At 64.8% G+C, this 13,255-nt stretch carries 12 protein-coding genes; all 12 read right to left on the bottom strand.

Annotation, left to right across the window (positions count from 1 at the left end):
* Nucleotides 1-12: 12 nt before the first annotated feature.
* The 12 genes from EBN1_RS13490 to EBN1_RS13435 are packed head-to-tail and all read right to left on the bottom strand — an operon-like array spanning nt 13 to nt 13,197.
* The gene (locus tag EBN1_RS13490; protein WP_011238514.1) at nt 13-1,182 is read right to left on the bottom strand and encodes an O-succinylhomoserine sulfhydrylase; all 1,170 of its coding nucleotides are present in this window, start codon (nt 1,180-1,182) and stop codon (nt 13-15) included.
* Nucleotides 1,183-1,197: 15 nt separating this feature from the next.
* The gene (gene purF, locus EBN1_RS13485) at nt 1,198-2,724 is read right to left on the bottom strand and encodes an amidophosphoribosyltransferase (RefSeq protein WP_011238513.1); all 1,527 of its coding nucleotides are present in this window, start codon (nt 2,722-2,724) and stop codon (nt 1,198-1,200) included.
* A gap of 11 nt (nt 2,725-2,735) precedes the next feature.
* Nucleotides 2,736-3,227: a CvpA family protein gene (locus EBN1_RS13480; RefSeq protein ID WP_011238512.1), complete on the bottom strand. Its 492-nt coding sequence runs from the start codon at nt 3,225-3,227 to the stop codon at nt 2,736-2,738.
* Nucleotides 3,228-3,254: 27 nt separating this feature from the next.
* Nucleotides 3,255-3,941 carry an SPOR domain-containing protein gene (locus EBN1_RS13475; RefSeq protein WP_011238511.1) on the bottom strand — a complete coding sequence of 229 codons (687 nt, stop codon included), beginning with the start codon at nt 3,939-3,941 and terminating at the stop codon, nt 3,255-3,257.
* An 8-nt stretch (nt 3,942-3,949) separates the two neighbouring features.
* Entirely contained in the window at nt 3,950-5,227 is a 1,278-nt protein-coding gene (gene folC, locus EBN1_RS13470; RefSeq protein WP_011238510.1) for a bifunctional tetrahydrofolate synthase/dihydrofolate synthase, read from the bottom strand.
* Between the two features lie 20 nt (nt 5,228-5,247).
* Nucleotides 5,248-6,117 (bottom strand): acetyl-CoA carboxylase, carboxyltransferase subunit beta, encoded by an 870-nt coding sequence (gene accD, locus EBN1_RS13465; protein WP_011238509.1) that lies wholly within the window; start codon nt 6,115-6,117, stop codon nt 5,248-5,250.
* On the bottom strand, nt 6,114-6,929 hold the full coding sequence (trpA, locus tag EBN1_RS13460) for a tryptophan synthase subunit alpha (RefSeq protein ID WP_011238508.1): 816 nt from the start codon (nt 6,927-6,929) through the stop codon (nt 6,114-6,116). The genes accD and trpA overlap by 4 nt, the downstream gene beginning before the upstream one ends.
* 42 nt (nt 6,930-6,971) lie before the next feature.
* On the bottom strand, nt 6,972-8,183 hold the full coding sequence (gene trpB, locus EBN1_RS13455; protein WP_041646371.1) for a tryptophan synthase subunit beta: 1,212 nt from the start codon (nt 8,181-8,183) through the stop codon (nt 6,972-6,974).
* A complete protein-coding gene (locus tag EBN1_RS13450) occupies nt 8,170-8,793 on the bottom strand; it encodes a phosphoribosylanthranilate isomerase (RefSeq protein WP_011238506.1) in 624 nt (207 codons plus the stop codon). The genes trpB and EBN1_RS13450 overlap by 14 nt, the downstream gene beginning before the upstream one ends.
* Complete coding sequence (gene truA, locus EBN1_RS13445; RefSeq protein ID WP_011238505.1) at nt 8,794-9,588, bottom strand: tRNA pseudouridine(38-40) synthase TruA; 795 nt, start codon at nt 9,586-9,588, stop codon at nt 8,794-8,796.
* The gene (locus EBN1_RS13440; protein WP_041646369.1) at nt 9,585-10,184 is read right to left on the bottom strand and encodes a CbiQ family ECF transporter T component; all 600 of its coding nucleotides are present in this window, start codon (nt 10,182-10,184) and stop codon (nt 9,585-9,587) included. The genes truA and EBN1_RS13440 overlap by 4 nt, the downstream gene beginning before the upstream one ends.
* Before the next feature lie 58 nt (nt 10,185-10,242).
* On the bottom strand, nt 10,243-13,197 hold the full coding sequence (locus tag EBN1_RS13435) for a motility hub landmark protein FimV (RefSeq protein ID WP_011238503.1): 2,955 nt from the start codon (nt 13,195-13,197) through the stop codon (nt 10,243-10,245).
* Nucleotides 13,198-13,255 lie beyond the last annotated feature (58 nt).

Raw genomic sequence — 13,255 nt, 5'->3', positions numbered from 1 at the left:
GAGGCCGAAGGATCAGGCTCGCAGACCCCGGGCAAGGTCGGCACGCAGGTCCTCGATCGACTCGAGACCGACCGCCACGCGCAGCAGTCCTTCTCCGATTCCCGCAGCAGCGCGTGCTTCGGCGCTGATGCGGCCGTGCGTCGTCGACGCCGGATGAGTGATCGTCGTTTTCGTGTCGCCGAGATTCGCGGTGATCGAAATCATGCGCGTGCCGTCGACGACTTGCCACGCACGTTCGCGGCCCCCTGCGACTTCGAAGCTGACGATCGCACCGCCGGATTTTTGCTGGCGCATCGCAAGTGCGTGCTGCGGATGCGATGGGAGGCCGGGGTAAAACACGCGTACCACTCCCGGCTGCTGTTCCAGCCAGCGCGCCAGATCCAGGCTGGTTGCCGACTGCGCGTCCATCCGGATGCGCAGCGTCTCCAGACCTTTCAGAATCACCCATGCATTGAATGGTGAAATGCTCGGCCCGGCAGTACGCAAAAACTTGAGCACCTCGTCGACGACGACTTTCGCCCCGGCCACTGCGCCGCCGAGCACTCTTCCCTGCCCGTCGAGGTATTTGGTCGCCGAATGCACGACGACGTCGGCGCCCAGTTCCAGCGGGCGCTGCAATGCGGGAGTGCAGAAACAATTGTCGACCGCGAACAGCGCGCCTGCAGCGTGGGCAATCTCCGCGACTCCCGCGATGTCGATGACTTCGGTGAGCGGGTTCGACGGCGTTTCGACGAAGAAGAGGCGCGTGCGCGGCGTCACCGCAGCGCGGTACGCATCGAGTTCGGTGGCGGCGACAAAGCTGGTCTCGATGCCGAACTTCGAGAGAATCGTGCCGAACAGCTGCTGCGTCGCACCGAACAGCCCCGTCGGAGCGACCACGTGATCGCCGGCTTTCAGCGTCGCCATCGCCAGCGAGAGAATCGCCGACATTCCCGATGCGGTCGCGACGCAGGCTTCGGCGCCTTCGAGCGCCGCGAGCCGCTCCTGCATCGCCGTGACGGTCGGGTTCGAGAAACGCGCGTAGACGTTGCCCGGCTCCTCGCCGGAAAAGCGCGCTGCGGCCTGCGCTGCACTGCCGAAGACGAAGCTCGAGGTCAGGTAAAGCGCCTCGCTGTGCTCGTTGAACTGGCTGCGTGCAGTGCCTGCCCGCACGGCCAGGGTGTCGAATTCGTAGGGGTTCATGGGTATGGGGTGGGGTCAGTTGTCGTGGCTACCTACGAGGTTGAGGTCGAGTTGTCCGCCCTCGCTCTCGTCCGATGAGAGGTTGCCGGCGTCGTGCCGGTTCTCGATCCCGTTGAGATACTCCGGCGTGATGTCCCCCGTCACATAGCATCCGTCGAAGCACGAAGTCTCGAAGAAGCTGATCGCCGGATTCACGGCTCTCACCGCCGCCTTCAGGTCGGCGAGGTCCTGGTAGATCAGTCCGTCCGCACCGATCTCCTGGCAGATCTGAGCCTCGTCGCGGCTTGCGGCGATCAGTTCGGCGCGCGTCGGCATGTCGATCCCGTACACGTTCGCATACCGGACGGGAGGCGCCGCCGACGCCATATAGACTTTCTCGGCACCGGCCTCGCGCGCCATCATCACGATTTCACGGCTGGTCGTTCCCCGCACGATCGAATCGTCGACGAGGAGCACTTTCTTGCCCCTGAATTCCTGCGGAATCGTGTTCAGCTTCTGGCGCACCGACTTACGCCGGATCGCCTGTCCCGGCATGATGAAGGTGCGTCCGATATAACGGTTCTTCACGAAGCCTTCGCGATAGGGAAGGTTCAGCCGGTGGGCCATTTCCATTGCGGAGGGTCGGCTCGAGTCGGGAATCGGGATCACGACGTCGATCTCGGCATGCGGCATCACGCGCTTGAGCTTGTCGGCGAGGAACTCGCCCATCTTGACGCGCGACTCGTACACCGACACCCCGTCGATGATCGAATCCGGCCGCGCGAGATAGACGAACTCGAACATGCAGGGCGCTTCGACAGTCTTGTCCGCGCACTGCCGGCTCCGGAAATTCCCCTGCGTATCGATGAGGATCGCCTCGCCGGGGGCGACATCGCGCAGCATCCTGAAGCCGAGGACATCCATCGCGACGGACTCCGAAGCGACGAGCCACTCCTGTCCGGCCTCGACCTCATTGCGCCCGACCACGAGCGGCCGTATCCCGTACGGGTCGCGGAACGCGAGCAGGCCGTAGCCGGCAATCATCACGACCACCGCGTACGCGCCGCGGCAGCGCCGATGGACACCGGAGACGGCGCGGAAAACCGCGTCCTCATCGAGCTTGAAACCCTTCGCCGCTGCCTGCAATTCATGGGCAAGCACGTTCAGCAGCACTTCCGAATCCGAATTCGTGTTGATGTGCCGCAGATCGGAAAGGAACATTTCCCGCTTGAGTTCCTCCGAGTTCGTCAGATTGCCATTGTGCGCAAGCAGCAGCCCGAACGGAGAATTGACGTAGAACGGCTGCGCTTCGGCGGGATTGTACGCGGACCCCGCCGTGGGATAGCGGACATGGCCGATGCCCCAGTTGCCGACGAGATTGCGCATGTTTCGCGTACGAAACACGTCGCGCACGAGGCCCGACCCCTTGTGCATCAAGAAGCGTCCGCCCTCGGAAGTCGCGATCCCGGCAGCATCCTGACCGCGATGCTGCAGGACCTGGAGGCCATCGTAGAGCAACTGGTTGACCGGGGAAGTCGCGACGACCCCTAAAATTCCGCACATGGAATAAACACCTATCTGAAACGAATCCTGTCGGCCACCACGTCCGGCAGCCACGGTTTGACGGAAACCACCGCCATTTCCATCGGCGGGGCAAACTTTGCGTTCGCCCACCAGGGCTCCCGCGCCGCACCGACCATTCCTCCAAGCAGCACTGCCGAGAACACTATCGCCAAGCCTCGTGCCAGCCCATAAATCGCGCCAAAAAAATGATCGGCAGGGCCGAGTCCGGCAGCTTTCAACAATTCCCGGAGCAAAAACCGCAACAGCCCTCCCAGCAACAGCACCGCGACGAAGATCATGGCAAACGACGCTACATATCGCCACGCGGGTTCGGCCACGATTCCGGCCAGCGAAGCTGCGACATCACTCCCGTAGCGCCAGGTCGCAAGCAGCGCCAGGACCCACGCCAAAAGGGAAATCACTTCACTTGCCAGACCTCGCCAGAGGCCGATCAGCGCCGAAAATCCCAGCACACCCAGAAAAATGTAGTCAAACGCGGTCATCAGGAACGCGGGCCCGCAGCAGCAGATTCACCGCTGCACCACGACGCCGCTCATACCGCTCAATCTCAGCCTTTCGGCCGCCTTGTCCGCTTCTTCACGGCTGCCGAAAGGTCCGATGCGCACTCGCGTGACGGCACCGGCCTTCTCCGTATAGGCAGCAAATCCGCGCTTCTTGAGCTCTGCCCCCAGGGCAGTCGCTTTCGATGCTTCGCCGAACGCGCCGATCTGGACCACGAAAGACTCGCCAGTCGAAGCGGCACCCGGCTTCTTGCCTTCCAGCAGCGCCAGCGCCCGTGCCGCCTCATCGGCAGACGACGTTGCAGTCGGGCGCTCCGGCGCAGGACGGACGTTCGGCTCGACCGGTTTCGGAGCAGTGCCGGTCGAACGCGCGGGAGACGGCGGCTTCGGCTCGGCAAGCGGCGCAACAGGTACAGAGTCCGCCTCGACAGTGTTGTCCGGCGACGACGGCTGTTCCTCGGGCGACTGCACGAGCGGGGGCGCGACGGGGGCTGCAGGGGGGCTGGCGATCGGCAGGGAAAGTGCGGCGTCGGCTTCGCGGTCGGGAATCGTGATCTGGATGTCCTCCGCAGGCGGACGAGGCTCCTGATCCATCACCATCGGGAGCACGATTGCCGCAAGCAGGGCAATGGCCGCGGCCCCCACCAAACGGCGTCGCGACCGCTTCTTGAGGTCGAGGTTGTCGTTATCTGTCACGCGAAACCTCAGTGGCGAGCGGCATGCACCGCTTCGAGCACGTCCGCCACCGTGAGAAATGAACCGAAGGCGACAATTCTATCACCCTCCTCGGCACTCGCTCGGGCGACGTCGAACGCGTCCGAGGGCCGATCGAAACAGCGCACGTCTCCGCTGACTCCGGACGCGGCGAGACGCCCGGCCAGCGCGGGAGCGGACAGACCGCGCGCGCCGGGCAGGCTGGCGAGCAGCCAGTGGTCGATCTTGTCGCGAATCAGGCTGACGACCCCTTCAACGTCCTTGTCGGCGAGCATGCCGAATACTGCCCACGTCTCCGGAAAGTAGCCCATGTTGGAAAGATTCTCAGCCAGCACTCCGGCCGCCTGGGGGTTATGGGCCACGTCGAGCACTACCGAGGGCTTCCCCGCGAGCACCTGGAAACGCCCCGGCAGTTCGACCAGCATCAACCCCTCGCGCACCGCCTGCATCGACACCGGAATACGCTCGCGCAAGGTTTCCAGTGCCATCAGGACCGCTGCCGCATTGAGCAGCTGATTCGCCCCGCGCAGCGACGGGTACGCGAGCCCTCCGCGACGGGGGCCGCCCCGGCTCCACCAGGTCCACTGCGTGCGATCGCCCGAAAACCCGAAATCCTGGCCTACCAGCCGGAGATCGGCGCCGATCTGCCGGGCGTGCGCGATCAAGGATTCCGGGGGCAGCGGATCGGAACAGATCGCGGGGCGAGCGGAGCGGAAGATTCCCGCTTTCTCGAAGCCGATTTTCTCACGGCTATCGCCCAGATAATCCATGTGATCCATCGCAACGCTGGTGACGATGGCGCAATCCGGCTCGAACACATTGACCGCATCGAGGCGGCCGCCCAGGCCGACTTCGAGAATGATCACATCGAGCGGCTCGCGGCAGAACGCATGCCATGCAGCGAGCGTGCCCTGTTCGAAATATGTCAGCGGGACGTCGCCGCGCGCTCGTTCGACATGATTGAAAGCCGCAACGAGCGCTTCATCGCCGACTGCGCGCCCATCGATGCGCACCCGTTCGTTATAACCCAGCAAATGGGGCGACGTGTAACACCCGACGCGATAGCCTGCAGCGATCAGAATGGCTTCGAGCATCGCGCATGTCGATCCCTTGCCGTTCGTGCCTCCGACCGTTATCACCACCGCGCGGCTTTGGCTGTCGAGAGCGTCCCGGACTTGAGCAACCCGCTCCAGGCCGAGCCGGATCGGCTGTCCCGGGCGGCGCTCCAGCAGTTCCAGCCAGTCTTTCAGGGTTTCGGGAGATCGCATCGGGCGTCGTTCCGCTTGGCCTATACGCCGATCGCCGGCTGACGCGTCAGCAGCGTCAGCAGTTCGGCAAGCTTCGGCCGCATCTCGCGCCTGTCGATGATCAGGTCGATCGCGCCTTTTTCGAGCAGGAACTCGGATCGCTGAAACCCCTCCGGGAGGGTTTCGCGCACCGTCTGCTCGATCACTCGCGGACCGGCGAAGCCGATCAGCGCGCCGGGCTCGGCGATCACGACGTCGCCGATGAACGCAAAGCTCGCCGACACCCCGCCCATCGTCGGATCCGTCAGCAGCGTGATGAACGGCAGTTTGCGCTGGGCGAGCTGGGTGATCGCCGCAGTCGTCTTGGCCATCTGCATCAGCGAGAACAAGCCTTCCTGCATCCGCGCGCCGCCGGTCGCCGTGATGCAGATGAACGGCAGCCGCTGGTCGAGCGCAGCCTTGGCACCGCGGACGAAGCGCTCGCCGACGACCGAACCCATGGAACCGCCCAGAAACTCGAACTCGAAGCAGGCGACGACCACGGGGACGGTCAGGATCGCGCCCTGCATCACTACCATCGCGTCGGCTTCGGAAGTATCTGCGCTCGCCGCCGACAGGCGTTCCGTATAGCGGCGCGAATCCTTGAATTTCAGCGGGTCGACCGGCACCACTTCGGCGCCGATCTCGAACCGTCCCTCGGCATCGAGCAGCAAGTCGAGGCGCGCCCGTGCACGCAGGCGCTGGTGATGTCCACATTTCGGGCACACCATCTGGTTGCTTTCGAGATCCGATCGGTACAACACCGCTTCGCATGCGGAGCACTTGCTCCACAGCCCTTCGGGGATCGACTTGCGCGCAGCCGATTCCGCCCGCTTGATCTTGGGCGGCAACAGTTTCTGCAGCCAGCTCATCGCACGCTCCCTTCGACTTGGTCGAGCGCCGTGCGGACTTCCCTGAGGAAGGCAGTGACATTGGCGGCGAGCCGATCCCGCGGGCTGCGCTCGATCTCCTCGATGATGCGGCTACCGATCACCACCGCGTCGGCCACTTCGCCGATGCGCCGCGCCGACTCGGCATCGCGGATGCCGAAGCCAACGCCGACCGGCATGCCGACCTGCGCGCGAATCTGCGGAATGCGCGCCGCCACCTCGTCGAAATCGAGCGTCGCGGAGCCGGTGACGCCTTTCAGCGAGACGTAGTAGATGTAGCCGCTGCCGACTCTCGCGACGTCGCGGAAACGCTGCTCGGTCGAGGTCGGCGCGAGGAGGAAGATCGGATCCAGTCCGGCGTCTTTTGCCGCCCGCGCGAAGCTCTCGCACTCCTCCGGCGGGTAGTCGACGATCAGCACGCCGTCGACTTGCGCCTCGCGCGCGGCCGACACGAACCGCTCGACGCCCATCGCCTCGATCGGATTCGCGTACCCCATCAGGACCACCGGGGTCTCGGCGTTGCCGGTGCGGAACTCGCGAACGGTATCGAGCACCCTGCGCAGGGTCATGCCGTTGGCCAGAGCGCGTTCCGAGGCGCGCTGTATCGTCGGACCATCGGCCATCGGGTCGGAGAACGGAACGCCCAGTTCGATGATGTCGGCGCCTCCCTCGACCAGCGCGTTCATCAACGGCACCGTCAGCTCCGGTGCCGGATCGCCGGCAGTGATGAAGGGAATCAGCGCCCGCCGCCCGGTGACTTGCAGGCGCTGAAAAGTGGATTGGATTTTGGACATATTCGGTGTCAGGAATGCGGGTCGCGAGGCGACTCGTCAGGCTCAGAACTGGATGCCGGATTTCTCGGCGACGGTGTGCATGTCCTTGTCCCCGCGCCCGGAGAGATTGACCAGCAGGATCTTGTCCTTCGGCAACGTCGGCGCGAGCCTTGCCGCGTAGGCGAGCGCGTGCGACGACTCGAGCGCGGGAATGATGCCCTCCAGGCGGCACAGGTCATGAAACGCTTTCAGCGCCTCCTGGTCGGTGACGGTCACGTATTCCGCGCGGCCGCTGTCCTTGAGCCACGCATGCTCGGGTCCGACGCCCGGATAATCGAGGCCGGCGGAAATCGAATGCGTCTCGATGATCTGGCCGTCGTCATCCTGCAGCAGATAAGTCCGGTTGCCGTGCAGGACGCCGGGCTTGCCGGCGGTGAGGCTGGCTGCATGGCGGCCCGATTCCATCCCCTCGCCTGCCGCCTCGACGCCGATCAGGCGCACGTCGGGCACGTCGATGTAAGGATGGAAGATGCCCATCGCATTCGACCCGCCACCGACACAGGCGATCACGCAGTCGGGCTGCCGCCCCGTCATTTCCGGCATCTGCAGCAGGCATTCCTTCCCGATGACGGTCTGGAAATCGCGCACCATCAGCGGATACGGATGGGGCCCGGCAACGGTGCCGATGATGTAGAAGGTGTTGTGAACGTTCGTGACCCAGTCGCGCATCGCCTCGTTGAGGGCGTCCTTCAGGGTTTTCGATCCGGACTCGACCGGCACCACCGTGGCGCCGAGCAGCTTCATGCGATAGACATTGGCAGCCTGCCGCCTGACATCCTCCGACCCCATGTAGACGACACATTCCATGCCGTAACGCGCGGCGACCGTCGCCGTGGCAACGCCATGCTGTCCCGCGCCGGTTTCGGCGATCACCCTCGGCTTGCCCATGCGCCGCGCGACCATCGCCTGGCCGATGCAGTTGTTCACCTTGTGTGCACCGGTATGGTTCAGGTCCTCGCGCTTGAGGTAGATTTGTGCGCCGCCGAGCAGGTCCGACCAGCGGCGGGCGTGATAGATCGGGCTCGGCCGACCGACATAATGCTTGAGCTCGTACTCGAACTCGGTGATGAATGCCGGGTCGTCGCGACAGGCTTCGTATGCCGCACGCAGTTCGTCCAGCGCCGGTATCAGCGTCTCGGCAACGAAGACGCCGCCGTAAGGACCAAAGTGACCGCTCGGGTCGGGAAAACGATAAGGCGCGTCAGCCATCTGCATGTCGAACTCCAGCGATGAACGCAGCGATGCGCGCCGCGTCCTTGGTCCCCTTGCCCGATTCCACGCCGCTCGACACGTCGACGGCCCACGGCCTGACGCGACGGATGGCCTCGCCGACATTTTCGGGATCGAGTCCCCCGGAAAGGATCAGAGGTTTGTCCAGGCCTGCAGGAATCAGGGTCCAGTCGAATACTTTGCCACCGCCACCGTAGCCCTCGACGAACGCGTCGAGCAGCAGCCCCGAGGCACCCGGATGGCAAGCCGAGAATTCTACCAGATCGACCCCGGGACGCACCCGCGCCGCCTTGACCCACGGACGCCCGTACCGGGCGCACTCGTGCTCGTCTTCGTCACCGTGGAACTGGAGCAGCTGCAGCGGGACACAGCGCAGCGCCTCGGCGACGAAAGCCGGCGCGGGGTTGACGAAAAGTCCTACAGTGGTGACGAACGGGGGGATGAGCGCCGCAAGTTCTGCAGCCGCCTCGAATGACACGAAGCGCGGACTGGGCGGATACAACACCAGCCCGATCGCATCGGCGCCAGCCTCGACCGCAGACCGGACATCCTCGGCGCGGGTCAGGCCGCAGATCTTGATACGGGTTCGGGCCACTCAGACGAAAGGAATACGAGGAACGACGATGATACGCCCTTCACCCGGCAGAGACCAGTGCGGGGCATACTCGACGCCACACAGGTAAAGGCCGTCAGCGGAAAACGTCAGCGCGGCGAGGCTGCGGTCACGGGCCGCGAGCACTTCTGCGAGCCAGGCGGCCGAGTGGCGTCCCTTGCCGACGTACACCAGGGCGCCGACGAGGTTGCGCACCATGTGATGGAGAAAGGCATTGGCCCAGAAATCGAACACGACGTAGTCCCCGGCGCGCTGCACCCGGACTTCGTGCATCAGCTTCACCGGCGACTTGGCCTGGCAACCGGCGGCGCGAAATGCGGAAAAGTCGTGCCATCCTTCGAGGCAACGCGCCGCTTCGGCCATTGCGATCTCGTCCAGCGGCGGATGGAACCATCCGACGCGGCCAGCGAGAAGCGCGGGGCGCACCGGCGAATTGTGCAGGATGTACCGGTAGCGGCGCGACACCGCGCAAAAACGCGCATGAAATCCGTCGCCAGCCTCGGTCGCCCAGCGCACGACGACCGGCGAAGACAGGCGGCTGTTGACGCCGCGCACCCAGCCGGAGTTCGGCCTGACCGACTCGGTATCGAAATGCACGACTTGCGCTGTCGCATGAACACCGGCGTCAGTGCGGCCGGCGCAGTGGAGACGTACCGGATGTGCGGCAATATGTCCGATCGCGGCCTCCAGGTGATCCTGTACCGTCCGCCCATGGGCCTGGCTCTGGAAACCCTCGAATGCACTTCCGGCGTATTCCACGCCAAGCACGATTCTCACTTCACGATCCCCAGCCAGGCCACCCCCAGCGCGATGCACAACGCCGATACTGCGATCTCGCGCAAGCCGAAGGGCTCCCGCACGACACTGATCGTTTCGTCCGACGGAACGTCGGCCTCGTCGAGCCAGTGTGTCCAGCCATGCTCGGCTCCGGCTTCGACGTAGCGCAGCACGAGCAACAGGCGAACCGCGAGCCGGCTTGCCGGCAGGCCGACAAACTCCAGCGGCCGTAACAGCGCATACAGGCCGCTGACGAGGCGATCGACGGAAAGCCGCTGGAGCAGGATGGCGACGCAAAACACGACTGCGACGAGTCGCCCGCCGTGCTGCGCAGCCAGCAGCACGCCTTCCCCGGTCGGGCTCACCACGGGCCAGTCCGTCACGAGCGCCTCACCGGGCGTGAACCAGGCAAAAAAGACAACGATTGCAAGCAGCAGGAAGCGCACCCGCCGCACAAGGCGCCAACTCCGCTCGGGCGCCAGCAGCGATGCAACGAGCCCGCTCCCGATCACCGCGGCCAGAAGCCACACGCCGGACATGGCCTGTATGGCCGTGACGCCGGCGGCCCACATCAGTATCAGTAATCCTGCATGCATGCCGAAGCCGCTTTGCGGTGAAAGCCGGGCAATAGCGAAAACTCGACCCGCGTTGCAGTCAGACAAGCTGCTCCAGCAGGCGCTTTCCCGCTTCGCGCTGGGCGAGCGAGCCTTCGCGCAGCACCTCGTCGATCAGTTCGCGCGCGCCTTCCTTGTCGCCCATCTCCTCATAAGCCCGTGCGAGTTCAAGCTTGGTATCGACTTCCTGGATTGCCTCGTCGCTCAACCCGCCGCTCGCCGGAACCTCCAGCAATGGCGGGATCTCGCGTTCATCGTGCCCGGGCGCCTCGAGAGGGACGCTCGACGGGTCCAACGCCGGGACAACGGCCGAGGACTGCGGAGTGGCATCGTCGAAATCGAAATCGAAGTCGAGAAGGTTGCTGTCGAATGTCGTTTCCTCCGGATCCTGAGCGGCGAGACTTGCGTCGCCGGACGCTTCACCGGAAATCAGCGTTGGCGTATCGAGATTGAAATCGGTCGCTTCGGCATCCGGCACCAGTCCCTCGATATCCGACGGAAGATCGAAGTGGGTGTCCGGCATCAGGGCCGGCAGGTCTGCGCCGCTGTCGCTGACGACCGTTGCACTCGGAAGTGCTCGAGCCGCTGACGGAGCACCGGCTTCACCGGAAAAACCAGGATCCGGAGCCGGGCCGTTCGACAACAGGGCGTCGACTGCCGCGCCGCCCTTCTGGTCGCCGCTCGCAGGCAGGGCTTCGTCCCCCCAGGGGAGGCCGACATCCAGATCGAAGTCGAGCGCTACGGCATCGATCTCCGCCAATGTATCGAAGACGACCGGATCGAGCTCGGTTGCCTCCAGTGTGATGTCGCCCGCGTCAGCGTCCGGTTTGTCCCCGGTTTCGCTGGCGGGGGGCTCCCACGGATTCTTCAACAGCTCCGATCCGGTTTCGAGCGAGAGGGGATCTGCCGGCGAAATATCGCCCACGTCCTGAGAATAGGAGGTGAAATCCAGTCTCCCGCCCGGTCGCTCGACGCTGTCGGAGGCTGCTGGCAACGACGCAGCAGATGGATCGAAATCCGGGGAGGTATCGCCGGCTTCCGCCGCCACGGTACCAGACCTGGCGCCGGCCGCTGCAAGGGGGAGCATGCCGATCGTGGCCGCACCTGGCCGAAGTTCGTTGGCGGCGGTGCGGGAAGCCGCGTTCGATGCACCGTAGAGAGGATTGTCCGGATCCATCCTCCGGCCCATCTCCGCCGCTTTCTCCCAGTCCTGCCCCGCCCCCCCGGTACGGGAATAGAGTGCCGACGCGGTCGCTTCGAACTGCTTCGGGCTATTGCGCTGGGCATAAATTTCGAGCAGTTTCAGCGGTATCGCAAGACGCGAAGTGTCTGCCTTGAGCGCATCGAGGAGTATCTCCTCCGCCTGGGCGTCCCGTCCGTATGCCATATACACATCGGCCTCGGCAACGGGATCGACTCCCTCGTCGGTATCGATTGCGGAGAGGCCGGACTGGCTGAAATCGGTATCGAGGATGCTGCCGTCCCCGGTGTTCACGTTCTGCCCGCCGGCCGCCCCAAAGCCCGCAGCGAGTGGCAACTCGCTCATGAGTCCCAGTGCGTCGCGACTGTCCTGCTCCCCCTTGCGCCGTTCACGCACCTTGATTCCCGCATAGCCGAGAAGCAGCACGAGAATACCGCCCCCTGCCGCAAGCAGTTTCGGATCGTCAGCGAGGCTCTGGAGAAAATCGGGCTCGACAACCGGCGCCGCAACTTCCGCCGCCTGGGGTGGCGGAAGCCGCGCTTCGGGTTTCGATTCATCCGCGAGCGGTCGCGAAGCCTGGGTCTCGAGAGCCCGCTGTTGTGTGCTATCGCCCCCGGCCGGCGCCGCTGCCGCCAGTCCATTGGCCTGCGATGCACCACCGTCCGAGGCACTGCCGCCAGCCCGCTGCTGCAACTCTCCGAGGCCCTCGCTTCGAATTTCCAGCAGTTTCTGCATTTCGCGGATGCTGGCCTCGAGCGTGGCGAGCCGGCTGTTCGCCTCCTCCAGGGCCTTGTCCCGGACGACCAATTCTTCCTCGAGCGACTGAAGCCGGGCCAGGCGCGAAGACTCGGCGGCCAGCGCCTGGGCGCCGGCCGGATTCAAGGGAGCGGACACTTTTACCTGATCGCCGCCTGCCCCCTGCCCCGCAGGTTCGTCGACTCTTGCGACGATCGCGCCGGCACCAGCCCGAGACGCTGCCGGTTCGCTTGCTGGGGCGCGTGCGGCCACGGTTCCGGCCAGCCGTTTTCGATAGGCTGCGAAATCAGCTGCCTGGGTGACGACTTCCCGGTTCGCCCGGGCTGGTTCCACTGCGCTCACTGCCGTCTCCGAGGGAACCTTGAGAATTGCACCGGCCCGCATCCGGTTTATATTCTCGCCCTCGAACGCATCGGGATTCTCGCGGAACAGTGCCACCAGCATCTGATCGAGGCTCGCACCGGAGGGACGATGGGCTTCGGCGATTCCATGCAGCGTATCGCCACGCCGTACCTCATGCCGGGCCGGGCGAGCCGAGGTGCCCGAAAGCGGCGGATATGATGGTGGCGCAGCACGCTGCGTTCCTGGCGACGCGGCGACAGTCGGAGCTGCTACAGCCTCCGCCACGACTGCAGGCGGCGTTCCTGCCGGGGCCGGATCGAGCAGGAAAGTGTATTCGCGGATGACACGTCCGGAAGTCCAGTCGAGCTCGATGAGCAAATCGACGAAAGGATCGTTGAGCGGACGGTCGCTCGAAATGCGCACCACCCCGCGGTTTCCGCGGCTCTCCACCGCCAGCTTCAGCGCGCTCATGAGGGGGGAATACGGCAAGCTCGCTTGCCGAAATGCTTCCGCCGGCGCAATCCTGGCGGTCAGCGACTGCATTTCCTGCGATGTCGCGTTGAGTTCGACCTCTGCCCTGAGCGGCTGGCCGAGGGCACTCAAAACGTTGATCGGGCCAAGGCCGGCAGCGTGACTGCCGGAGGGAAGCGTGGCGATCGCGGCTGCGATCAGGGAAGCCTTGAGCGAGGTCTTCATAACTGTATATCGTCCGCACCCTGCAAGGGCACCAAGCTGCGTGGAAGATGGCGTCGTG

The organism is Aromatoleum aromaticum EbN1, from assembly GCF_000025965.1.
Lineage (GTDB): Bacteria > Pseudomonadota > Gammaproteobacteria > Burkholderiales > Rhodocyclaceae > Aromatoleum > Aromatoleum aromaticum.
The sequence above is the reverse complement of the archived record's forward strand: the minus strand, read 5'-3'. Positions and strand labels throughout refer to the sequence as shown.